The following is a 23,787-nucleotide window of genomic DNA, read 5'->3' as shown; positions in this document are numbered from 1 at the left end:
GTGTTTTTTACACAAACATGAAATGTCAGACAATTCCGTGACTTAAGAAAATTTATACAAATCAGCAGTATACCACTTAAGGAGTATATAAAGGTGAATTTGATTTACATCAATAAGCAGGGTTGCTGAATCGTTAAGGTAGGCGGTAATAAAAAAGAAATCGAGGCAAAAATGAGCAAAGTCAGACTCGCAATTATCGGTAACGGTATGGTCGGCCATCGCTTTATCGAAGATCTTCTTGATAAATCTGATGCGGCCAACTTTGATATTACCGTTTTCTGTGAAGAACCGCGCATCGCTTATGACCGCGTACACCTCTCGTCTTACTTCTCTCACCACACCGCCGAAGAGCTGTCGCTGGTGCGCGAAGGCTTCTACGAGAAACACGGCATCAAAGTTCTGGTCGGCGAACGCGCTATCACCATCAACCGTCAGGAGAAGGTGATCCACTCCAGCGCCGGGCGTACCGTTTTTTATGACAAGCTGATCATGGCGACTGGTTCCTATCCGTGGATCCCGCCAATCAAAGGTTCTGATACTCAGGACTGCTTTGTCTATCGCACCATTGAAGACCTCAACGCCATTGAATCCTGCGCCCGTCGCAGCAAGCGCGGTGCCGTTGTTGGTGGCGGCCTGTTAGGTCTGGAAGCCGCTGGCGCGCTGAAAAACTTAGGTATTGAAACCCACGTTATCGAATTTGCCCCTATGCTGATGGCAGAACAGCTTGATCAGATGGGTGGCGAGCAGCTGCGTCGCAAAATCGAGAGCATGGGTGTACGCGTTCACACCAGCAAAAACACCCTTGAGATTGTGCAGGAAGGTGTCGAAGCGCGTAAAACCATGCGTTTTGCCGACGGCAGCGAGCTGGAAGTTGACTTTATCGTCTTCTCTACCGGTATCCGTCCGCGCGATAAGCTGGCAACCCAGTGTGGTCTGGACGTAGCGCCGCGTGGGGGTATCGTCATTAATGATTCCTGCCAGACTTCCGATCCGGATATCTACGCCATCGGTGAATGCGCAAGCTGGAACAACCGTGTATTTGGTCTGGTAGCACCGGGCTACAAAATGGCGCAGGTCGCCGTTGACCACATTCTCGGTAGCGAAAACGCCTTTGAAGGTGCTGACCTTAGCGCCAAGCTGAAACTGCTGGGCGTAGACGTAGGCGGTATTGGTGATGCGCACGGTCGCACGCCTGGCGCACGTAGCTACGTTTACCTCGACGAAAGCAAAGAGATCTACAAACGCCTGATTGTCAGCGAAGACAACAAAACCCTGCTCGGTGCGGTACTGGTGGGCGATACCAGCGACTACGGTAACCTGCTGCAACTGGTGCTGAACGCTATCGAGCTGCCGGAAAACCCGGATTCCCTGATCCTGCCGGCGCACTCTGGTAGCGGTAAGCCGTCTATCGGTGTTGATAAACTGCCGGACAGCGCGCAAATCTGCTCCTGCTTCGACGTCACTAAAGGCGACCTGATTGCTGCCATCAACAAAGGCTGCCACACCGTTGCGGCGCTGAAAGCCGAAACCAAAGCAGGTACTGGCTGCGGTGGCTGTATCCCGCTGGTCACTCAGGTACTGAACGCGGAACTGGCGAAACAGGGCATCGAAGTTAACAACAACCTGTGCGAACACTTTGCTTATTCGCGTCAGGAACTGTTCCATTTGATCCGCGTTGAAGGCATTAAAACCTTCGAAGAACTGCTGGCGAAACACGGCAAAGGCTACGGTTGTGAAGTTTGTAAACCGACCGTCGGTTCGCTGCTGGCCTCCTGCTGGAACGAATACATTCTGAAGCCGGAACATACTCCGCTGCAGGATTCTAACGACAACTTCCTCGCTAACATCCAGAAAGACGGCACCTACTCGGTGATCCCGCGTTCTCCGGGCGGTGAAATCACCCCGGAAGGGCTGATGGCAGTGGGTCGTATCGCGCGTGAATTTAATCTCTACACCAAAATCACCGGCTCCCAGCGCCTGGCGATGTTTGGCGCACAAAAAGACGATCTGCCGGAGATCTGGCGTCAGCTGATTGAAGCAGGCTTCGAAACCGGCCATGCCTATGCGAAAGCACTGCGTATGGCGAAAACCTGCGTGGGTAGCACCTGGTGCCGCTACGGCGTTGGCGACAGCGTCGGCCTCGGCGTGGAACTGGAAAACCGCTACAAAGGCATCCGTACTCCGCACAAAATGAAGTTCGGTGTCTCCGGCTGTACCCGTGAATGTTCAGAAGCTCAGGGTAAAGACGTGGGTATTATCGCCACTGAAAAAGGCTGGAACCTGTATGTTTGCGGTAACGGCGGCATGAAACCGCGTCATGCGGATCTGCTGGCGGCGGATATCGATCGCGAAACGCTGATCAAATATCTCGACCGCTTCATGATGTTCTACATCCGTACCGCCGACAAACTGACGCGTACCGCACCGTGGTTAGAAAACCTTGAAGGCGGCATTGATTACCTGAAAGCGGTGATCATTGACGACAAACTGGGGCTGAACGCACATCTGGAAGAAGAGATGGCGCGCCTGCGTGAAGCGGTAGTGTGTGAGTGGACTGAAACGGTCAATACGCCGTCTGCGCAGACTCGCTTCAAACACTTCATCAACAGCGACAAGCGTGACCCGAACGTGCAGATGGTGCCAGAGCGCGAACAGCACCGTCCGGCAACGCCGTATGAACGTATCCCGGTAACTCTGGTGGAGGACAACGCATGAGCCAGTGGAAAGACATCTGCAAAATCGATGACATCCTGCCTGAAACCGGCGTCTGCGCGCTGTTAGGTGACGAGCAGGTAGCAATTTTCCGCCCGTATCACAGCGACCAGGTGTTTGCGATCAGCAACATCGATCCGTTCTTCGAGTCCAGCGTGCTGTCACGCGGGCTGATTGCAGAACACCAGGGCGAGCTGTGGGTCGCCAGCCCGCTGAAAAAACAGCGTTTTCGCTTAAGCGACGGCTTGTGCATGGAAGACGAGCAGTTTTCCGTCAAGCATTACGAAGCGCGAGTGAAAGACGGCGTGGTACAGCTGCGCGGTTAATGTTTTAACGGGAGGCGCAATGCCTCCCCTTTTTGCATTGTCCTGTAATGACCTTCGGTATATTGCAGGACATTTTTTAAACTTTTTGTTTTATTTTTTGTTTTTATTTTTTAAAGGATAATCAAATGTTTACAGACACTATTAATAAGTGTGCGGCTAATGCTGCGCGCATTGCACGCCTGTCGGCAAATAACCCGCTCGGCTTTTGGGTCAGCTCCGCCATGGCGGGTGCATATGTGGGTCTTGGGATCATCCTGATTTTCACGCTCGGTAATTTGCTCGATCCGTCCATACGTCCTCTGGTGATGGGCGCGACCTTTGGTATCGCCTTAACGCTGGTGATTATCGCCGGTTCTGAACTGTTCACCGGACACACCATGTTCCTCACCTTAGGGGTGAAAGCGGGCACCATCAGCCACGGGCAAATGTGGGCAATCCTGCCGCAAACCTGGCTGGGTAACCTGGTCGGTTCCGTCTTTGTTGCCATGCTTTATAACTGGGGCGGCGGTAGCCTGCTGCCGGTAGATACCAGCATCATTCACTCCGTCGCGCTGGCTAAAACTACCGCTCCGGCAATGGTACTGTTCTTCAAAGGCGCATTGTGTAACTGGCTGGTTTGTCTGGCAATCTGGATGGCGCTGCGCACTGAAGGGGCGGCGAAATTTATCGCTATCTGGTGGTGTCTGCTGGCATTTATCGCGTCCGGCTACGAGCACTCCATCGCTAACATGACGCTGTTCGCGCTCTCCTGGTTCGGCAACCACAGCGAAGCCTACACGCTGGCAGGCATTGGTCATAACCTGCTGTGGGTGACGCTGGGTAATACTTTATCGGGCGCCGTATTCATGGGATTGGGTTATTGGTATGCTACGCCGAAAGCGAATCGTCCGATTGCGGACAAATTTAATCAAACTGAAACGGCTGCCGGTTAATTACTAAGGGGTTTTTACGTGGATCATTTGCCTATATTTTGCCAATTACGCGATCGCGACTGTCTGATTGTCGGCGGTGGTGATGTCGCGGAACGCAAAGCAAGGTTGCTGTTAGACGCAGGTGCTCGCTTAACGGTGAATGCATTAGCGTTTATTCCACAGTTCACCGCATGGGCAGATGCAGGCATGTTAACCCTCGTCGAAGGGCCATTTGATGAAAGCCTTCTCGACACCTGCTGGCTGGCGATCGCAGCGACGGATGATGACGCGCTTAACCAGCGTGTCAGCGAAGCCGCTGAAGCTCGTCGCATCTTCTGTAACGTGGTCGATGCGCCGAAAGCCGCCAGCTTTATTATGCCGTCGATTATTGACCGCTCACCGCTCATGGTAGCGGTCTCCTCTGGCGGCACCTCTCCGGTTCTGGCACGCCTGTTGCGCGAAAAACTCGAATCACTGCTGCCGTTGCATCTGGGCCAGGTAGCGAAATACGCAGGGCAATTACGCGGTCGAGTGAAACAACAGTTCGCGACAATGGGTGAACGTCGCCGTTTCTGGGAAAAACTGTTCGTTAACGACCGCCTGGCGCAGTCGCTGGCGAACAACGATCAGAAAGCCATTACTGAAACCACCGAACAGTTAATCAACGAACCGCTCGATCATCGTGGTGAAGTGGTGCTGGTTGGCGCAGGTCCGGGCGATGCCGGGCTGCTGACGCTGAAAGGTCTGCAACAAATTCAGCAAGCTGATGTGGTGGTCTATGACCGTCTGGTTTCTGACGATATTATGAATCTGGTACGCCGTGATGCGGATCGTGTCTTCGTCGGTAAACGCGCGGGATATCACTGCGTACCGCAGGAAGAGATTAACCAGATCCTGCTGCGGGAAGCGCAAAAAGGCAAACGCGTGGTGCGTCTGAAAGGCGGCGATCCGTTTATTTTCGGCCGTGGTGGCGAAGAGCTGGAAACACTGTGCAACGCGGGCATTCCGTTCTCGGTGGTTCCGGGTATTACCGCAGCTTCTGGTTGCTCTGCCTATTCGGGTATTCCACTTACGCATCGCGATTATGCTCAGAGCGTACGCTTAATTACCGGACACTTAAAAACCGGTGGCGAGCTGGACTGGGAAAATCTGGCGGCAGAAAAACAGACGCTGGTGTTCTATATGGGGCTGAATCAGGCCGCGACCATTCAGCAAAAACTGATTGAACACGGAATGCCTGGTGAAATGCCAGTGGCGATTGTTGAAAACGGCACGGCGGTCACGCAACGCGTGATTGACGGTACGCTCGCGCAGCTAGGTGAACTGGCTCAACAAATGAACAGCCCATCATTAATTATTATTGGTCGGGTCGTTGGCCTGCGCAATAAATTAAATTGGTTCTCTAACCATTAATTTAAAAAAAATTAACTAAGGCCGGATATTTCTGGCCTTTTTTTATTTACAAACATACTTATATTAATGTTTATTTTCAGCATACATAAAACAAACTTTTAACTAATTTATTTTAATAACGCCCTGCAGTTACAGCGGCTTACAAATATAAGCATAATATTCATAGTCCGTTCACTGACGCATAATAGATATTCCTGTATCGTCTTTAGCGAGCTGTTTGCTTATATTCACATAATCAATGAATATTACTCGATATATTTTACATAGGGAATGAAAATGAACAAGTTTATTAAAGTGGCACTGGTTGGTGCAGTTCTGGCAACATTAACTGCATGTACTGGTCATATTGAAAACCGTGAAAAGAACTGCTCTTACGACTACTTGCTGCACCCGGCAATTTCTATTTCTAAAATCATTGGCGGCTGCGGTCCTACTGCACAGTAAGTCTCTGACTGAAATTAGCTAACGCTGATTTAATTACCTGACGCCCTCGGGATTACCTGAGGGCGTATTTGTTTTTGTATTAACTCCGTAAACGTCATTCACAACGATTAAATACTGCCAATACTCTCACGTAAAATCCGCAGTACCGTCTCCTCACCGCTACGATTTGGATTAATGCGAATCGCGCAATGTTCTAATTGCGGATTCGCCTGACGAAACGTTCCGGAAAGACGGTAAAAGAGCGGTGGGATCTCATATTTCGACTCCGCACCCACCGGGTAAGGCAACGCGCCGCGCTTTTGCGCCTCTTCCAGCACCCTGGCGGCAATCGGCTGATGAAACTCCACAATCAACACCTTCGACTGCGCATTGGCAATGACGGCGCTTTTCACTTCCGCCACCGCGCCACCGTTGAGCAAGGCCAGCAACCGTTCAGATACCCCCGCCTGCACCGCGTGCATCACTGGCGCGAACACCAGCCCACGCAACACTTCCAGCGCCTGAGCGCCCTGAATCTGGCTGCCGCCGGAGTAAAGCGTGGCGCGAATCCGACGAATAACATCGGCATCACCTACCACCGCGCCAACACCCTCTGGCCCAAACAGCTTGAAGCAGGAGAATGTCGAGACATTCGCCCCGCATTCGCAGCCGATTCGCGCTACCTTCATCACCGCATAGTTGTCATCGGTTAACGCTGGCACGCCAGACGAGCGCAACGTTGCCAGCACATCTGCCAGCACGTAGCTGTCCTGTGGCTGCTGGCGCGTATGCTGTACCAGCGCCGCATCCGGTTGTTGCGCTTCAATGGCCTGCTTCAGTGCCGCCAGGTCATTGAAATCAGCAGTGATAAGCGTCAGCCCCATCTGCTCAACAATGACCTGAGTCGTCGGATAAACAGGCGCGTCATGCACCAGAAGACGCTGCCCCGGTTTGAGCAAAGCCGCCAGCCCGGCGCGAATCGCTCCAGTCCCCGCGCCCTGCACCAGCGCCGCGGCCTGTGCGTGAAATGCATCAGCCAGCACCTGCTCCACCCGTTGGGTAATACGCGGTTGATTCAGACCTGGAGTTAACCCTAAATCACCGCCAGTAAGAAACTCGCTGCCGGGGAAATGGCGACAAATGCTATCCACCAGCGCAAACTGCTTTTGCTGCGCCTCAATAATCGTCAGGCTTTGCAGAGGAAACGTCTTCATCGATGCCTTCCTTAAGCCGGAACGAACAGGCCAAGCCAGTAAAGAACATTCAGCAGGATGCCGGTGATCATTACTGCCACGACCGGTGCCGCCATTTTCTGTACCGGACGGCCCAGAGATTCGTTGAGGAAGTAAATGGCAACCGCGATAGAGAATCCGGTATAACCCGCCATCTTAATTGCTGCGAAAATCGAACCGACCAGCAGAGCCACTTCCATCAGCATATTCATGGCGTTACGGATGTTATCCGACGCATTACGCACCGACGGGTAGCGCCCCAGCCATTTGCCGATCGAACGAAGCAGCAAGACTTCTGCCGAAATAACCACTGCACCTAATACCGCTGCAACCATCGGATTCGGCGAGAGATAGCCCACCGCATAAACAAAGGTAAAGCCCGCAACTGCATATACGCCGGTGGCTAACGCGGTGGTGGCAATCAACGGCACAAATCCCAGTCCGCGCATGAATTCTGCCAGAGCTGCCTGGTTAATCAGCGTTTGTGATTGTTCCGGCGTTACGCCTGCGGAGTACGCTTTCTCCAGTGTGAAGATCGAAACTTCGCTACCAGCAAAAATCTTCATGCTGGCAACGGCAGCAATCAATGCCCCCACGATAGCGATATAGGGTAAGTTTTTGATAATCCGCGACGTACGTTCTTCAAACACCGAAAGCCCGCTGGCATCGATGTCATTTTCATCACGATGACGCAGGTCGTGAGTTATCGCGATCCCCAGCAGCATTACCATGCCAATAAAGATTTCGATGGATTCCGGATTGAGATGCGGGAAATAGCGCACGACTACCACACGGGTCATCAGCACAACCACGGCGGCGATCAGACTTTGCTTCCAGCCAAACTGGTAGAAAATCGCCACCAGTGGGAACAGTGCAAAAGCTGAAACCACCGGCGAGCTTAATTCCCCCAGACTACCTAATACATCCACCGGTAGCGCGGTCAGCAGCTGGTTTACTGGCAACAGGCAGGTGAGGATCAATATCCCCCAGATAGCGCCAAGGCCAAACGCCATCAGGCTGTTTATCGCCAGTACGCCGAGGATATCGGTAGGAAGAAAGAGTAGCCATGCGTTTAGCAGCCCGGTTTTCAGGGTAAAAGAGATCCCCACCGAGGCCACAAAACCAATGCTCAGACCAAAAGCGATACTCCCCGCCTCGCGACGGTTCATATAGCCTTCAATCAGTTGCGGCAGGATCGGGCGGATACCGTCATGAAAAACAGCCGCCGAGCGATGCGCCAGAAGCGATGTCATACCCGTCAGGCACGCCACCACGATAATCTGAATATACAGATCCATAGTCGTGCCTTTTATTTCAGATGGTTAATCAACATCGGAATCGCGTGTTCGACGTGCTCAACGGAAAGCCCAAACGCCACTTTCCCTTCGGCGATCATTTTGGCGATATGCTCGTCTTTCGCTTTAATGCCCGGCTTGGCAATGGTGCAACTTTTGTTATAGCCAATCACCGCGATGGCAATCGACAATGCCGCGCCCGCACCGGTATTACACGCGCCGATGTAGTAATCCAGTTGCCCGGATTTCACTTTCATTGCCGCTTCCATGTCGTTGTGAATGAAAACTTCAAAACAGCCAGGAGCCGTCGCTTCGATGGTTTTTTTAATCTGCTCACGCTGTAAGCCTGCAACGCCAATCTTTTTCATTAGTCTGTCCTTATTGGAAAAATTGAGAGGGATTTTCACGTAACATCACATCCACATCGGCCTGACTGAATCCTGACTGGCGCAATTGCGGAATAAAGGTGGTCAATAAAAAGTCATAGCCATAACCACCGTTGGCTTTTAAATGGGAGCGGCGCGTAATATCCATCGACAGCATGACGCGGTTCAGCAACCCACGGTCACGTAGCGCGTGGAGCATCGCAATGCGCTTTTCGTCCGGGTAGTAGCTGTTCTTGCCGATGGTGTCGAACTGCACATACGCGCCGAGATCGATCATCTTCAAAATGTTGTCGAGGTTGTCTTTCAGATCGCAGTGACCAACGGTGACGCGCGAAAGATCAACTCCGTGGGCTTGCAACAGAGCCAGTTGTTCCAGCCCCATCGTGCTAAAAGAGGTATGTGTGGAGATCGGGCGTCCGGTCTGGTTATGTGCCAGCGCGGCGGCAATAAACACTTTCTCTTCCAGCGGCGTAATCTTTCCTTCGCTGGAGCCAATCTCCGCGATGATCCCGGCTTTCAGCTCCGTGCCATCGATACCCTGCTCAATTTCATCGACCATCTCCTGCGCCAGTTCCTGCACGCTGCGGGTCGCCACATGTTCCGGGAAAAACGCGTCCTGGTAATAACCGGTACAGGCCACCACGTTGATCCCGGTTTCGCGCATTACATCGAGCATAAATTGCGTATTGCGCCCCATGTAACGGTTGGTCATCTCAATCACATTACGCACGCCCTGGGCCATCAGGTCGTTCATCTCCTGGCAAATGAACGCATACTGATCAAGGCGGCAGTCCACGTTGTTTTTAAAGCCGGAGAGATCAATATGCAGATGCTCATGGGCCAGGGTGTAGCCCGTTGAATCAAAACTCATAGGGTGTCTCCTGCAAACCGGAGGGAGGAAAGAAAAGAGCGACCATTTTGTGGCGGTGGCGCACGGAAAAATTCACACACGGTAGCCCCCACATCAGAAAGCGTGGTGCGAACACCTAGCTGAGTAGCAGCCAGGCCTTGCTGAAAAACCAGCACCGGCACGACTTCGCGGGTATGGTGGCTGTGACCGATTGTCGGGTCGTTGCCGTGATCAGCCATGACGATCAGGCAGTCATCTGGCTGCATCGCCTCAACCAGGAGAGCAAGATTACGGTCAACGACCTGCAAACGTTCGGCATAACGTGCGACGTCTTCTGCGTGACCAGCGAGGTCGGTTTCCTGAATGTTGGTGCAAATAAACGCTGTCTGATGGGTGATAAATTCGTCGAGGGTGATATCCATAATCCGCTGGCTATCCACCAGGTTTTGCCAGCTCACGCCATAAGGATTGTTGACAATATCTGCCACCTTACCCACCAGCACGGTTGGCACGCCTGCTTCATACAGTTTTTGCGGCACCTGCACTTTTTCATCGACGCCGTAGCCCATATGCACGACCTGGAAACCATTGTCATAAGCGCCAGAACGCGGCGCATTAATACCAATAAAGCGCCCTTCTTTGCTTTCTGCGGCATCGAGAATACGCTGACTGTCGGTTAACAGGCCACCAAATGTAATGACCCGACCGACCTGTACCTGGTCACGCACGATACGACCAATTTTGATTGCGTCGTCAAAAGAGATCACAGAGAGATTGGCGGTAATGTTATAGACTTGGCCTAAATCCGCCTCGAGATTATCGCCAATCGCAACCGCCTGATTGACCCACAGAAATTGCAGATCATCACCACGACGCTCCACCTGCCAACCAGCGTTAAGTAATGCTTGCTCAACACGGTCAATCACATCGCGAAAGGGCATCCGTAGCGGCGGTAACGGGCGCGTGCCTAAAATTTCCTGATGCCCCATAAAGGTATCGCCACCTTCATGTTGCAGCTCTGCCACGCCCCAGGTTGCAGAATCTGACGGCTGCATATCTCCAGGCGCATAACCTAATGCGTTGATTAGCCCCATTTTCTCCAGCGTTGGCAGCTGCAAATGCGGCAGCTGGCTCAAAATGTGACCACAGGTATTCGCTCCCGCATCTTGCGGGCGCACCAACGTGACATCTTTCATTGCGCCTACGCCAAAGCTATCAATCACTAACACCACGAATCGCGCCAATACGCCCCCAGAGAGTTTCCAAGACTGTCATAACGACCGACGATTTCCGGTTCGCCACGCTGAATACCCGATACCAGCACCACATCACTGCGGGTAACAAAAATTTGTGTACGAAAACAGAACACTACGGCACTACTCACCGGAAACTCGCCTGCTAACGGCAGGGTGTAGTCGATACTGCTGTCATCTACAGTTTTGAGGTTGGTTTCAGTAATCTTTTGATTTTCTTTAGTAAAAACCAGAGCGCGGTGAGCATGACCACGACGGTAGTAACCGCCGCCGTAGCAGTAGCTGTCGCCACGGAAATGGTGGGAAATTTCGCTCAGCCAAAGCATCGCGACACGTTCAGGTTGGTCGCCCTGCTGGTTTGTCGGAATAGTGCCCGTCAGCGCATGACCGGGTTCGGCATGAGTCACACCGTATTGCGCCAGCAATGGCAGCGAAGTGCAGCTGGTCGCTGAAGGCGCGTTCAGTTGCTCAATCGCAATACCAGATTTCGCCAGTTGATCCCGTGCTTGTACCAGCGTGTGAAGATTCGGTGTCGGCAAAACTTTCCCGGCAGCCTCATCCCAAAGCAGGCAAGGGAAATGGGTAAGTCCCGCCAAATGTAGTCCTGGTAGTTTTTGGATTTCAGCGACAATGTCATGCAGCGTGTTTTGGGGAAAACCGCTCTCCTGGCCCGGATAAAGAAAATCATCATCGCTATAAACTTTGAGCAGCACAGACTGCACACGTCCGGCCTTCACCGCTGCTGCAGAGACTTCCCGCGCTTTATCGAGAGTAAACACGGTGATGACGTCAGTTCCCTGTGCAACGGCGTCAGAAACCTGGTGACAAGGGATTTGCACCAGATGTCCCTGATGCGCCACCGGCAGACCGGCGCGGCGCATGACCCGCGCCTCTTTGTAATCCACCGCCACAATGCCGCTGTAGCCCAGTGCCAGAAGTTTTTCCGCCAGCCACGGATTACGGCCAAACTGCTTGGTCATCAGATACAGCTCAATGCCGTAAAGTCGCGCCGTCTCAATCAGCCTCTTACCGTTTTCCAGTATCTGATCCACGTCGACAACCCAACTGTCCGGGGCGATCTTGCCCTGTTGCCACAAGCTTAGTGCGGCGGAAATCAGCGCTGGGTTCTGGCGTTTCAATGCTTCTACAAACATCTTGTTGCCTCGTTTCTATTCCTTGAATTAAACATTCATTTTTTTGAATATTTAAGTTATGTGACGCGGGTTTGCCGTATAACTCAGACACCTTCGTTGGCGGCCATCCATAATCCATAGAGATTGGCCAGCAAATACCCTTCTTCACACGGGTTAATTTCCAGCGCGAATTCCTTCAATAGCACCTGATGCAATTGCACAATCGCTGGCCAGTATGTGGATTGCGCCAGTTCCGCCAGTAATTCGTCATCCAGCGGCAGTATGTGTTCGCCCCGACGACTGCGCATCAGCGCACTCGCCATATGCGTCATCGCCATCGTTCCCTGCTCGCTGCGTATGGGAAGATGGCATTCTGTTTCCAGTACTTTGACGACCTGCATCATGCCTTTGCAGATGTCCTTATCAATGACGCCTGCCTCGCAAAGCAGGTTGAGTCTGTTTTCCATTTAAGACGCCTTTCGCTTAATAACTGGGTTCAAGTTCCCCACTGACGACTCGCTGTTGATGAGCAAGCAGGGCATGTTTATCAACAACCGCACGTAGCAATTGTTGCATCGGGTAATCATCGGCTCGCGTTAGCACCACGGCTTCAGTGGCCTGTAAAAATCGTGGATCGTTCGTCAGCGGCGTCGCTTCTAATCCCAGCATGGCCAGTTCGCTTTCCGCCACCACGTTCCAGATAACCGCATCGACATCGCCTTTTACAATGCGTTGTAAACTCTCGTGATATGAGAGGTCAACGCGCTCCACATCACTATTGCCAAAAAAGACATCGGTCATGATTTTCTGATCCGCCGAGCGGTTATCCAGCCCCACGCGTTTCACGTTGCCGGACGCCCCTTTACGGCAAATCAGCTGGTGCTCGCCAACATAGGTATGCGGCCCCAACTCCAGCGCGAGGCATAACCCTTTTTGCGTGAGATAACTTTCTGCCGCCAGACGGGACACTACCGCCATGTCATACACGCCGTTAAGCAAACACTCCACGCGAATATCCGCGCCACGCATATGCGCATAGTAAAAAGGAATGCCATCAAACTGGGCTTTCAATCCGCTCGCCAGTCCTTCGTACAAACGGGTATAGGGCAAGGGCATCGCACATACCACGTTGTTGATATCCACATGAGTCAGCAATGCTTTGTTATCCATCTCGACCAGATAACTGCCATTGCGCCCACGGCGTTCAATTCGTATCGCGCCGCTTGATTCCAGCGTTTTCAGCGCGGCCTGTGTCAGACCAACCGATGAATGGCATTCAGTTGCCAGTTCATCTATTGTTTTCAATCGATTACCGCACTTTTCACCTAACAGATAACGAGCCAGAGTCGTGATGACGACGCCTTCTTTTTTAATAAACGTTCGACGCATAGTATATTTTCAATAAAGTGAATATTTATATCTTCATTAAAATGAAGATAAGTGGCAACCAAGAGATGTGGAAACGGCGAGGCACTTCACATTTTTTCGGGTTGTTGCGAAAAGAGGATGAAAAAACCGGGTTTCCCCGGTTTCAGAGTGATGATAAAAGCAACATTGCCTGAGGCGCTACACTTATCAGGCCTACATTTCCTTGCAATATGTGCATTACTTTGTAGGCCGGATAAGGCGTTCACGCTGCATCCGGCATGAACAAAGCGCAATTTGCCAGCAAGAGTGAATTACGGCTTCGCCACAAAACCAATCGCTTCATACACCGCTTTCAGCGTACGGGAAGCGTGCGCGCTGGCTTTTTCTGCGCCGTCTTTCATCACCTGTTGCAGGAAGGCTTCGTCATTGCGGAAACGGTGATAGCGTTCCTGCAATTCAGTCAGCATACCGGAAACGGCATCAGCCACTTCGCCTTTCAGATGACCATACATCTTGCCTTCGAACTGTTTTTCCAGTTCCGGGATGCTCTTGCCAGTAACTGCAGAAAGGATATCCAGCAGGTTGGAAACGCCCGCTTTGTTCTCCACATCGTAGCGAACTACCGGTGGCTCGTCGGAGTCAGTAACCGCACGTTTGATTTTCTTCACTACCGATTTCGGATCTTCCAGCAGGCCGATAACGTTATTGCGGTTATCGTCAGACTTGGACATCTTCTTGGTCGGCTCCAGCAGCGACATTACACGCGCGCCAGATTTTGGAATAAACGGCTCCGGCACCTTAAAGATATCGCCGTACAGCGCGTTGAAACGCTGGGCGATATCGCGGCTCAGTTCGAGGTGCTGTTTCTGGTCTTCACCCACCGGTACCAGATTAGTTTGATACAGCAGGATGTCCGCAGCCATCAGCACCGGATAGTCAAACAGACCTGCGTTGATGTTCTCGGCATAACGCGCAGATTTATCTTTAAACTGCGTCATGCGGCTCAGTTCGCCGAAGTAGGTATAGCAGTTCAGTGCCCAGCCTAACTGCGCATGTTCCGGTACGTGGGACTGAACAAAAATGGTGCTTTTCTCAGGATCGATGCCACATGCCAGGTACAACGCCAGCGTATCCAGCGTCGCTTTACGCAGTTTCTGTGCGTCCTGGCGCACGGTGATCGCGTGTTGGTCAACGATACAGTAAATGCAATGGTAGTCATCCTGCATGTTTACCCACTGACGCAGCGCACCCATGTAGTTACCAATGGTCAATTCACCTGAGGGCTGTGCGCCACTAAAAACGATGGGCTTAGTCATTTTTCGATTCCTGATTTTCGCTATGCGGAAGCCCTAATGCGGGCAGAAGGTCATTTATAGAGTGATAAATTACATCAGGCTGGCTGAGATCGATAGCCTCGCCGTAGTTATATCCGTAGGTTAAGCCAACTGATGGGCAACCTGCCGCTTTTGCCGCCTGAATATCATTGCGTGAGTCGCCAACAAACAGCATCTGTTGTGGGGCAATTCCCATCCGCTCAGCCACCAGTAACAGCGGGTCCGGATGCGGTTTTTTGTTTTGCACGTCATCGCCACCAATCACCACGCTGAAGTATTTGGCGATATCTAAGGCTTCGAGCAGCGGCGCGACGAACGGCGTCGGTTTGTTGGTAACCAGGCCTAGCGGCAGGCCTTTAGCCTGCAACGCGCCCAGCGTATCGGCAACGTGCGGGAACAAAAACGTCCCCTCTTCGGCAACTTCGCCATAGTAGCGATCGAACAGTTTACGCAGAATACGTACCTGTTCTTCTGCCGGAATGTCGTCATCAACGGGCGGTTTCCCCATTGTTTTACGCAGAGTCGCACGTTCCTGACGCGCCCAGGTCAATGCGCGCTCCATCAGAACATCTGCGCCGTTACCAATCCAGGTAATAACGCGTTCTTCACCTGCAACAGGCAACTCCAGCGCATACAGCGCCATATCTACCGCAGCAGCAAGACCAGGAGCACTGTCCACCAGCGTACCGTCGAGATCAAATGCGACGCCGCGAATATCTTCAAACTTATTCATGACTTACCTTTGCCAGTTCACTGCGCATTTCATCAATGACTTTTTTGTAGTCTGGCTGGTCGAAGATTGCCGAACCGGCGACGAACATATCCGCTCCCGCCGCAGCGATTTCGCCAATGTTGTTCACCTTCACGCCACCGTCCACTTCCAGACGGATATCAAAGCCCGACTCATCGATGCGGCGGCGCACTTCGCGCAGTTTATCCAGTGTTTGCGGAATGAAAGACTGACCGCCGAAACCAGGGTTGACGGACATCAGCAGGATCACATCCAGCTTGTCCATCACATAATCCAGATAGCTCAATGGTGTCGCCGGGTTAAATACCAGCCCCGCTTTACAGCCATTTTCTTTAATCAGTTGCAGCGTGCGGTCAACATGCTCGGAGGCTTCTGGATGAAAGGTAATGATACTGGCGCCAGCAGCAGCGAAATCCGGCACAATGCGATCGACGGGTTTCACCATCAGATGCACGTCGATAGGGGCGGTAATGCCGTAGTTACGCAAGGATTTCAGCACCATTGGCCCAATTGTCAGGTTGGGAACATAGTGGTTATCCATGACGTCAAAATGCACGACATCAGCGCCAGCTGCCAGGGCCTTTGCGGTATCTTCACCCAGGCGGGCAAAATCAGCCGACAGAATTGAGGGGGCAATCAAATACTGTTTCATCCGCTTCTCCTTGAGAATTATTTTTTCGCGGGTGAAACGACTCCTGGTTTGTACAAAGCCAGCAGTTCGTCCACCTTTTTACGTGTGCCGCCGTTGCTGCTTATACTGCGTCGAACTTTGACGACATGCAATTTTGCGCGCTGATACCACTCACGCGTTAACATCGTATCGTGATTGGAGATCAGCACAGGAATATGGCGATCAACCAGACCTTCTGCGATCTCCGCCAGATGGGCTTGTTGTTCAAGCGTAAAACTGTTTGTGTGATATGCCGTGAAGTTAGCGGTCGCAGAAAGCGGCGCATAAGGCGGATCGCAATAAACGACGGATGCATCATCTGCGCGCGCCATGCTGTCGGCGTAAGACTCACAATAGAAAAAGGCATTCTGCGCTTTTTCGGCAAAATGATACAACTCAGCTTCCGGGAAATAGGGCTTTTTATAACGGCCAAACGGCACGTTAAATTCACCGCGCAGATTGTAACGGCACAAACCGTTGTAACCGTAGCGGTTCAAATATAAAAACAGTACTGCCCGACGCAAGGGATCCTGGCTTTTGTTGAACTCTTCGCGGAACTGATAGTAGACCTCCGCGCAATTTGTTTCGGGAACAAACAGCTCGCGGGCAGCCTGCACATACTCTTCAGTACGCGTCTTTACAATGTTGTAGAGACTAATCAGATCGCTGTTGATATCAGCAAGGATATAACGAGAAAAGTCGGTGTTAAGAAACACCGACCCGGCACCCACAAAAGGCTCAACCAGACATTCGCCCTTAGGCAAATGCCGTTTAATATCATCAAGCAAGGGATATTTGCCCCCTGCCCACTTCAAAAAAGCGCGATTTTTCTTCATGCTGACTAACTAATTACACCTTCTCCGGCTGTGGAGAAAGCTCCGACAGCATCCAGCGCTTCAGGCAGTTCCCGCAACGGTTATCCATTGCGGGAAATAGCCTTGATTACTTCAGATCGGCCTGTACCTGACGCAGCGGTTTCGCCCAAGGATTTTTGGCCTGGACATCGGCTGGCAATGTAGATACCGCTTTTTTCGCTTCTTCTTTCGAAGCGTACACGCCAGAAACCAGGACATACCACGGCTGACCATTACGCGTCGTTTCATAGACAACGTAGTTTTTCAGGTTCTCTTTCTTCGCCCAACCGTTCAGGTTGTCGTAGTTAGAGGAACTGCTCAACTGCAGAGTGTAATGGCTTGACGGTGCCGATTTCAACGAACCAACATTACCCGCGCTCTTCGCCCCAGCAGCTGGTGTTGTTGTGGTTTGCGCCGGAGATGCCGTTTGTGCCGGCTCCGTGCTGGCAGTCGCATTCGGCGCTGGCGTTGCCGCTGGCGTAGAAGTCGCAGCCGGTGCCTTCGAGCTCGCCACTGGCGCTGCTGGTTCGGTACGCTTCGGTTGCTGTGCTACCGGCTTCGGTTCGGTTTTCACAGTTGCTTGCGGTTTTTTCGGTTCAATCACTGCCTGCTGACGAGGCGGACGCGTGGTGGTCGGACGTTCAGCGGTTTGCGTTTTTGCCGTGTCGCGCGATGCATTGCCATTGCGTACTGGCGCAACCGTTGCGGGTTCGGTCGGCAATGTCGAATTTACCGCCACATTGTTCAGCTGTTGCTGATTTTGCGGCTGGGTCAGGGCATTGTTCAGATCACCCTGTACTTCAACACGCTGTTGACCATCCGTTGTCGCCGGGGTTTGCCCCTGGGTCGGCGTAGAAGAAATCGGCGGCAGAGAAACATCCTGCTGAGTATTTTCCGCAGACGTGGTTCCCGGTGCTGGCTGCACGCCATTCGCCTGATCGGTCGCATTGCCAGCAAGATCAATACTCTTCTCGCCAGACGCAGTTTGATCGCTGGAAGAGGTCGAGGGGGCTTTTAACGCAGAACCGATACCGATGATCAACAGCAACAGAACCAGAATACCGACGCCCATCATCATATACTGACGAGAAGCGGGTTTACTGGCTGCTTTTTTGCGCTTACGCGGACGCCGCTCTACGCGCTCTTCATCCAACGTTTCATCTTCGGATTCGTCATATTCTTGTTCGATTTCCGGTTCCTCATCGCGCTCTTTTTGCGCGCGGGTCGGACGGCGATCATCCGTATCATCAAGTTCAATATCATCAAAATTGATCTGCGGTTCGCCACGTTCAGTACGTTCAGAACGCTCAGAAGATTGACGAGAACGACCAGTACGACGATCGCTGGGATCGGGTTTCAGCTCGTCTTCTGGTTTGAATTCATCCATTTAACACCCCACTAAAAGGTTAATGCTTACCACGTTGCAATTAACCTGAAGCTAATAAACCGCCGGATAAGCGGCCTGACCTTTCTTGTTGTTACGCTAACTGACAATCAGCAATGGCGTTAAGAACGATATCGTGCGAAACACCGCCGCGAACTTCGCTCTTACCAATTGCCAGCGGAAGAATTAAGCGCATTTCTCCCGCAAGAACTTTCTTGTCACGCAGCATATGCGGTAAATATGCCTGCGCGGACATTTCGCGCGGCCCATTGACCGGTAACCCAGCCCGCGTGAGCAGGGTAATAATACGCTGCGTTTCGGCAGAACTGAACTGCCCGAGACGTTCCGATGTGCGCGCCGCCATTACCATACCCGCAGCAACCGCTTCACCGTGTAGCCAATTACCATAGCCCATTTCAGCTTCAATGGCATGACCAAAGGTATGTCCAAGATTGAGTAAAGCACGTAAGCCAGCTTCACGCTCGTCGGCGGCGACAACTTCTGCTTTCAGCTCACAGCAGCGGCGAATACAGTACGCCATTGCAGGGCCATCCAGACGAAGCAGCGCGTCGAGATTCTCTTCCAGCCAATGGAAAAACTCGCCGTCAAGAATAATGCCGTATTTGATGACTTCCGCTAGCCCCGAAGCCAACTCACGCTGAGGAAGCGTTTTCAGACAATCGAGATCTACCACCACCGATGCAGGTTGGTAAAACGCGCCAATCATGTTTTTACCGAGGGGATGGTTTACCGCGGTTTTGCCGCCAACGGAGGAGTCAACCTGCGACAATAGCGTCGTTGGGACTTGAATGAAGCGAACGCCGCGCTGATAGCTCGCCGCCGCGAAACCGGTAAGATCGCCCACCACGCCGCCGCCAAGTGCAACCAGTGTAGTATCGCGGCCATGCGGCTTTTGCAACAACGCTGTAAAGACGGTGTCGAGTACTGCCAGGCTTTTATACTGCTCGCCGTCAGGGAGGATAACGCTATCGACGTTAACACCCGCCTGTTCAAGTACGCCGCGGACCTTATCGAGATACAGAGGAGCCAGGGTTTCGTTGGTGACCAACATCACCTGCTCGCCCGATTTCAGCGGTAAGAATGAAGCTGGTTCGTTAAACAAACCAGATGCGATGGTAATTGGGTAACTACGTTCCCCGAGAGTGACGACTATCCTCTCCATAACGCGACATCCACCTTAATTACTGTACCCGCAGACGAGTGTATTTAAAGCCAGAATTAGTTGCTTTCCAGCATGTTAATAATCTGGTTTGCGACCACTTTAGCGCTTTGGTCATCAGTACGAATGGTCACGTCGGCAATCTCTTCATACAGCGGATTGCGTTCATTGGCCAACGCTTCCAGAACTTCACGTGGCGGTGTTTCAACGTGCAGCAACGGGCGTTTTTTATCACGCTGCGTGCGTGCAAGTTGCTTTTCGATGGTCGTTTCAAGATAAACGACAACGCCACGAGCGGAAAGACGGTTACGCGTTTCGCGGGATTTCACAGAGCCGCCGCCAGTAGCCAGCACAATACCCTGCTTCTCGGTCAATTCATTGATGACCTTTTCTTCGCGATCGCGGAAGCCTTCTTCGCCTTCTAAATCGAAAACCCAGCCCACATCAGCTCCGGTTCGTTTCTCAATCTCTTGATCGGAATCGTAAAATTCCATATTGAGTTGTTGAGCTAACTGGCGCCCAATAGTGCTTTTTCCGGCACCCATAGGCCCAACCAGAAAGATATTGCGTTTCTCTGCCATTTTTTCGGTACTACTAAGACTATTCGTTAATGATAAACCCGCTTCGCTCAGAGAGCGCAGCAGGACATGAACTGAAACCTCATAAGATATTGCGAGAGTCAGACTGAAAATTATCTCAATACTCCAGCAGGTTTGGCAACTGAATAAATCGCCCATCCCTCTGCATATCTGGTCGCTGCAGGCATGCTGCCTTGCTATCACCGCTTTGGCGATAAATCACCGGGTAAGATTAGCGTAAAAAAGACAGCAAAATGCCGCCTGAATGATAAATCATCATCATAAAACGCAGGCAGCTAAGAGCACCAACTCTCAAATCGGTACTCCTTGTATGCTAAATACCTGCGCGCGTCAAATAGATGAAACACGTTCAACGTAAAAACATCACCGCTTTTGCGGCGGTTTACTCACTGGAAACCAGTCGTGGCGTGATAAACACCACTAACTCACGTCGTTCATCTTCTTTTCCGTCATGACGAAATAATTGCCCGAACCAGGGAATGTCACCCAACAGCGGTACGCTATCCTGACCCGATTTATTTTTACGGGTAAAAATGCCGCCCAGCGCCAACGTTTCTCCGCTTTTGACCTCGACTTGCGTTTCGATCTCCTGCTTATCAATTGCCAGCACTTCGCCATCGGCTTGTTGAAGGACCTGCCCCGGAACGTTCTGGCTGATGTGTAATTTCAGCCGGATGCGACCTTTTTGTAACACCGTGGGCGTGACCTCCATTCCCAGTACCGCCTCTTTAAACTCCACCGATGTTGCACCACTTTCACCACTGGAAACCTGATACGGAATTTCGCTTCCCTGTTTAATGCTGGCAGGCTGGAGATGCGAAGCCAGTAAACGAGGGCTGGCGATGATATCCAGTTGCTGTTTCTGTTCTAGTGCGGAAAGCTCCAGATCCAGCAAACGTCCGTTGATCCGCCCAATGTTAAAACCGATATGCGTCGTCGCCGTCGCCACCGCGAGATCGCTACCGAGCGTAGTCACTTGCCCAACGCCGCCAGCGTGTTGCGCATCGGCCAGCGTCCATTTCACGCCTAACTCACGCAAACTTTTTTCATTAATGGTGACAATATGCGCCGACAGTTCAACCTGGCCTACCGGCAAATCCATTTGCATGACCCACTGTTCCAGTGCAGTTAACGCCGCCTGGTTATCGCGCAGCAAAAGGCGATTGGTGCGTTTATCAACGGTCATGCTGCCTTTGGCACTCAGTAGCTTCTCCCCCGCTTTCGCCAGCTCTCCGGCGTCGGCGTATTGCAGAGTAATATTGCGATTTTCCAGCGGCAGATTTGCCTGCGCCCGCGCCTGCTCCGCCTCCTGGCGGGCGATATTGTCATTCTGCCAGGCAATGGAATGCACTGAGAGAATGTTGCCCTCCTGGCGCGTTATCAGTCCGGCGCTTTTCACTACCGTTTGTAGTGCCTGCTTCCAGGGAACATCTGTTAGATGTAACGACACCGTACCGCTGACGTCTGGCGACACCACCAGGTTTAGCTTCTCCTGTTCGGCCAGCGCCTGCAAAACCTGAGCAACCGGAACGTCATCCACCATCAGCGTCACTTTTTGCGGCTTTGCCGCCTGTACGCCGGGTATCAGCATCAACAGTAGTGCGGCTATCCATTGCTTCATTTGTATCTCCTTGCCGTTGCCACAACCACTGTGGCGGTTCGCAGTTTGTCCCGGTTCCCAGCGTTAGTGTGTCTGGCGTCAGCTGTAAGATCGTCCAGCCGTTTTCCAGCACATCGTTTTGCTGCACCCGTCGCCATTTCTTTTGCCCATCTTTTATTACGCCGATAACGCGCTCGCCTCTTCCTACCATCCCCTGATAGCGCCACTGGGTAAGTTCGCTAATCCGGCATAGATCTTCCGGTGGTTTAAACGGGTCGCGCATGCCGGTTAATAGCCATAATGCAACACCAGCCAGCAGCCAACGTTTAGCCATCATTCGCCCCCTCCAGTTGGAGCGTGAACAAGAGTTCATCACCTTCCACACTTAACGAAAAACGACTTACGCTGACGTTGCGCTCTGCCAGTCGTGTAAATGCCGACGGCACCGCTTCCCAGAGCGTTTTCAACGCCAACTCCCCTCCCTGGGCGGACGGATGCCAGTAAACCAGTTGCGCGCCAGGCAACTGAAAATCCAGCGGCGAAAAGGGCAACGTCTTTTCTTCGCGGATGGGTGTGGTGTCTACCAGGCGATGCAGTGCAGCCCACTGCTGGTGATTACTTGCCCGCAGTCGAATTAATGCGTCGCTCTCTTCCTGATGAGCCAATGAAAGAACGATGATTGTGAACAACACCAGCAACCAGACTGCCCAGCCAAACTGACGGGTACGAGGAGATGTGGCAAACCACCAGTCAAAGAGCGAGTTCATCACTAACCTTCCTTGTTAACTGATACGCAAATTGCCAGCGCCCTTGTGCATCCTGCTGCGTGGCCCCTCGCTGGTTGAGCTGAAAAGAGGCATCCTCACGGAGTGACTTCTCCAACACATTTAGTGCGGTGATGTTCGACGTAAGTCCTTTGACTTCCAGCGTTCCCTGCTGCCAGCTCAGCGTGGTCAGCCAGGCTTTTTCTGGTAAAAGCATCGCCAGCGCTTCCAGCGCTGGTTGCCAGTCGCGGGTAAATTGTCGCTGACGCTGACGTCGCAAATGCTGTTCGCGTAACTGTTGGCGTTCCAGCAAACGTGGCTTAGTGACCTGTAAGCTACGGGCGAGTTGTTGTTCTCCCTCGAGCAAAATGGCGTCTACACGTGCTTCGGCGTTATATGCCAGACGCTGCATTAGCGTTATCCCTACGGTCAGCAGCAGAGGGGCAACAAACATCTGCAACCAGAAGCGAAAAAAGGCCGCACGGCGTTGCTGTCGCCAGGGCAAAAAATTGATTGGTGGGTTCATTAGCGACTCTCCCCAAGCGCCAACCCCAGCGCAATGGCGAAGTCTCCACCTGGTGGCGGTAGCGGCGGCTGACGAACAGAAACCGCCTCCCAGGGGTCAAATCCGCCTTCGCCGCATATTGCGATACTGTCGGGGTCCACGGATAACATCGCTGCAAGGTCATTCGCGCTTGTCATCCCCACCACCAGCTTGCGCCCCCAGTTATAACGCGTCGCCCACAACCACTGTTCGTGGTCACACCAGGCCAGACATTGCTTGTGAGGGGGTAAAAAAGGCAGAAACCGTTGTAAAGCGCAGGCATCTGGGGTAATCGCGCTAACGTGAACACGCAATCTTTCTGCCAGGGTAAGTAACGTTGCCAACTCTTTGCTTTGCGCGGCGGTCACGTTATAGGCCGGGCTTAGTGAATCTTCGCTATAATCGAAGCGCAGAGAGTCCGGTTCCATATCCAGCTCGCGTGCCATTGTGCCTGCCAGCCATGCCGTTTGCTCTCGCTCACCGAGAGACATCGCCGGGCGTGGAAATGCCCTCTGTAACGTTCGACCAGCAGGAAATGCCAGCATAATGTGATGTCGATGCGGCAGTTCACGACTCCACGGTAACAACGTTTTTGCCAGCCGCTCTGTATCGAGAATGCGTCCATCTTTGATAATGTCTGTCGCCAGCGGCAAACGCCACCAACGTTGCAAAAAACATTCTTTTGCACCACGCACGATAGCAACCGCCACCGCTTCTTGCTGTTGTAAATGCAACCCAATTTGCCAGTTCTTAAATGCCATTGTGATGATCTCCTTATCACCCGTCACTCTGACGGGTATATCAA

25 protein-coding genes are annotated in these 23,787 nt (G+C 52.3%); 5 read left to right on the top strand and 20 right to left on the bottom strand.

Going from position 1 to position 23,787, the window contains the following annotated elements:
* Positions 1-171: 171 nt before the first annotated feature.
* The 5 genes from nirB (at position 172) to D9741_RS03485 (ending at position 5,806) form a co-directional block, all read left to right on the top strand.
* Positions 172-2,715 (top strand): NADPH-nitrite reductase large subunit, encoded by a 2,544-nt coding sequence (gene nirB, locus D9741_RS03505; protein ID WP_000049213.1) that lies wholly within the window; start codon positions 172-174, stop codon positions 2,713-2,715.
* Positions 2,712-3,038: a nitrite reductase small subunit NirD gene (gene nirD, locus D9741_RS03500; RefSeq protein WP_000084764.1), complete on the top strand. Its 327-nt coding sequence runs from the start codon at positions 2,712-2,714 to the stop codon at positions 3,036-3,038. Before nirB ends, nirD begins: the two co-directional genes overlap by 4 nt.
* 125 nt (positions 3,039-3,163) lie before the next feature.
* Positions 3,164-3,970: a nitrite transporter NirC gene (gene nirC, locus D9741_RS03495; protein WP_130217626.1), complete on the top strand. Its 807-nt coding sequence runs from the start codon at positions 3,164-3,166 to the stop codon at positions 3,968-3,970.
* An 18-nt stretch (positions 3,971-3,988) separates the two neighbouring features.
* Positions 3,989-5,362 (top strand): siroheme synthase CysG, encoded by a 1,374-nt coding sequence (cysG, locus tag D9741_RS03490; protein ID WP_130217628.1) that lies wholly within the window; start codon positions 3,989-3,991, stop codon positions 5,360-5,362.
* 276 nt (positions 5,363-5,638) lie between these two features.
* Positions 5,639-5,806 (top strand): YhfL family protein, encoded by a 168-nt coding sequence (locus tag D9741_RS03485; protein ID WP_064527562.1) that lies wholly within the window; start codon positions 5,639-5,641, stop codon positions 5,804-5,806.
* Between the two features lie 107 nt (positions 5,807-5,913).
* On the opposite strand, the gene D9741_RS03480 is transcribed toward D9741_RS03485, so the two are convergent.
* The 20 genes from D9741_RS03480 to hofM form a co-directional block, all read right to left on the bottom strand.
* Positions 5,914-6,999 carry an aminotransferase class I/II-fold pyridoxal phosphate-dependent enzyme gene (locus D9741_RS03480; RefSeq protein ID WP_130217630.1) on the bottom strand — a complete coding sequence of 362 codons (1,086 nt, stop codon included), beginning with the start codon at positions 6,997-6,999 and terminating at the stop codon, positions 5,914-5,916.
* An 11-nt stretch (positions 7,000-7,010) separates the two neighbouring features.
* The gene (locus tag D9741_RS03475; RefSeq protein ID WP_000366844.1) at positions 7,011-8,315 is read right to left on the bottom strand and encodes a YhfT family protein; all 1,305 of its coding nucleotides are present in this window, start codon (positions 8,313-8,315) and stop codon (positions 7,011-7,013) included.
* An 11-nt stretch (positions 8,316-8,326) separates the two neighbouring features.
* Positions 8,327-8,680, bottom strand: coding sequence for a DUF2620 domain-containing protein (locus D9741_RS03470; protein WP_000719728.1), 354 nt, complete (start codon positions 8,678-8,680; stop codon positions 8,327-8,329).
* 10 nt (positions 8,681-8,690) lie between these two features.
* Entirely contained in the window at positions 8,691-9,569 is an 879-nt protein-coding gene (locus tag D9741_RS03465) for a phosphotriesterase-related protein (RefSeq protein WP_130217632.1), read from the bottom strand.
* Positions 9,566-10,792 (bottom strand): phosphopentomutase, encoded by a 1,227-nt coding sequence (locus tag D9741_RS03460; protein WP_130217634.1) that lies wholly within the window; start codon positions 10,790-10,792, stop codon positions 9,566-9,568. Before D9741_RS03460 ends, D9741_RS03465 begins: the two co-directional genes overlap by 4 nt.
* Positions 10,771-11,955 carry a YhfX family PLP-dependent enzyme gene (locus D9741_RS03455; protein WP_130217636.1) on the bottom strand — a complete coding sequence of 395 codons (1,185 nt, stop codon included), beginning with the start codon at positions 11,953-11,955 and terminating at the stop codon, positions 10,771-10,773. Before D9741_RS03455 ends, D9741_RS03460 begins: the two co-directional genes overlap by 22 nt.
* A gap of 83 nt (positions 11,956-12,038) precedes the next feature.
* Positions 12,039-12,401, bottom strand: a complete 363-nt coding sequence (locus D9741_RS03450) for a PRD domain-containing protein (RefSeq protein WP_130208951.1) — start codon at positions 12,399-12,401, stop codon at positions 12,039-12,041.
* A 16-nt stretch (positions 12,402-12,417) separates the two neighbouring features.
* Positions 12,418-13,323 (bottom strand): GntR family transcriptional regulator YhfZ, encoded by a 906-nt coding sequence (yhfZ, locus tag D9741_RS03445; protein WP_064527578.1) that lies wholly within the window; start codon positions 13,321-13,323, stop codon positions 12,418-12,420.
* A gap of 290 nt (positions 13,324-13,613) precedes the next feature.
* Positions 13,614-14,618 carry a tryptophan--tRNA ligase gene (gene trpS, locus D9741_RS03440; protein WP_130217638.1) on the bottom strand — a complete coding sequence of 335 codons (1,005 nt, stop codon included), beginning with the start codon at positions 14,616-14,618 and terminating at the stop codon, positions 13,614-13,616.
* The gene (gph, locus tag D9741_RS03435) at positions 14,611-15,369 is read right to left on the bottom strand and encodes a phosphoglycolate phosphatase (protein WP_130217640.1); all 759 of its coding nucleotides are present in this window, start codon (positions 15,367-15,369) and stop codon (positions 14,611-14,613) included. The genes trpS and gph overlap by 8 nt, the downstream gene beginning before the upstream one ends.
* Positions 15,362-16,039 (bottom strand): ribulose-phosphate 3-epimerase, encoded by a 678-nt coding sequence (rpe, locus tag D9741_RS03430; RefSeq protein ID WP_000816280.1) that lies wholly within the window; start codon positions 16,037-16,039, stop codon positions 15,362-15,364. The genes gph and rpe overlap by 8 nt, the downstream gene beginning before the upstream one ends.
* Positions 16,040-16,056: 17 nt before the next feature.
* The gene (dam, locus tag D9741_RS03425; RefSeq protein ID WP_130217642.1) at positions 16,057-16,893 is read right to left on the bottom strand and encodes an adenine-specific DNA-methyltransferase; all 837 of its coding nucleotides are present in this window, start codon (positions 16,891-16,893) and stop codon (positions 16,057-16,059) included.
* Positions 16,894-16,999: 106 nt separating this feature from the next.
* A complete protein-coding gene (gene damX / locus D9741_RS03420) occupies positions 17,000-18,298 on the bottom strand; it encodes a cell division protein DamX (RefSeq protein WP_130217644.1) in 1,299 nt (432 codons plus the stop codon).
* A gap of 91 nt (positions 18,299-18,389) precedes the next feature.
* Positions 18,390-19,478, bottom strand: a complete 1,089-nt coding sequence (gene aroB, locus D9741_RS03415) for a 3-dehydroquinate synthase (protein WP_130208963.1) — start codon at positions 19,476-19,478, stop codon at positions 18,390-18,392.
* Positions 19,479-19,534: 56 nt separating this feature from the next.
* Complete coding sequence (gene aroK, locus D9741_RS03410; protein ID WP_001507994.1) at positions 19,535-20,056, bottom strand: shikimate kinase AroK; 522 nt, start codon at positions 20,054-20,056, stop codon at positions 19,535-19,537.
* Between the two features lie 400 nt (positions 20,057-20,456).
* Positions 20,457-21,695 (bottom strand): DNA uptake porin HofQ, encoded by a 1,239-nt coding sequence (gene hofQ / locus D9741_RS03405; protein WP_130217646.1) that lies wholly within the window; start codon positions 21,693-21,695, stop codon positions 20,457-20,459.
* A complete protein-coding gene (gene hofP / locus D9741_RS03400) occupies positions 21,607-22,011 on the bottom strand; it encodes a DNA utilization protein HofP (RefSeq protein ID WP_130217648.1) in 405 nt (134 codons plus the stop codon). The genes hofQ and hofP overlap by 89 nt, the downstream gene beginning before the upstream one ends.
* Positions 22,001-22,441, bottom strand: coding sequence for a DNA utilization protein HofO (locus D9741_RS03395; protein ID WP_130217650.1), 441 nt, complete (start codon positions 22,439-22,441; stop codon positions 22,001-22,003). Before D9741_RS03395 ends, hofP begins: the two co-directional genes overlap by 11 nt.
* Positions 22,425-22,964 carry a PilN domain-containing protein gene (locus tag D9741_RS03390; RefSeq protein ID WP_130217652.1) on the bottom strand — a complete coding sequence of 180 codons (540 nt, stop codon included), beginning with the start codon at positions 22,962-22,964 and terminating at the stop codon, positions 22,425-22,427. The genes D9741_RS03395 and D9741_RS03390 overlap by 17 nt, the downstream gene beginning before the upstream one ends.
* Positions 22,964-23,743 carry a DNA utilization protein HofM gene (gene hofM / locus D9741_RS03385; protein WP_130217654.1) on the bottom strand — a complete coding sequence of 260 codons (780 nt, stop codon included), beginning with the start codon at positions 23,741-23,743 and terminating at the stop codon, positions 22,964-22,966. Before hofM ends, D9741_RS03390 begins: the two co-directional genes overlap by 1 nt.
* Positions 23,744-23,787 lie beyond the last annotated feature (44 nt).

The sequence above is a fragment of the Escherichia sp. E14V7 genome (assembly GCF_004212225.1).
Taxonomy (GTDB): domain Bacteria; phylum Pseudomonadota; class Gammaproteobacteria; order Enterobacterales; family Enterobacteriaceae; genus Escherichia.
Note: the sequence above shows the minus strand (reverse complement) of the source record. Positions and strands in the feature narration are given on the sequence as shown.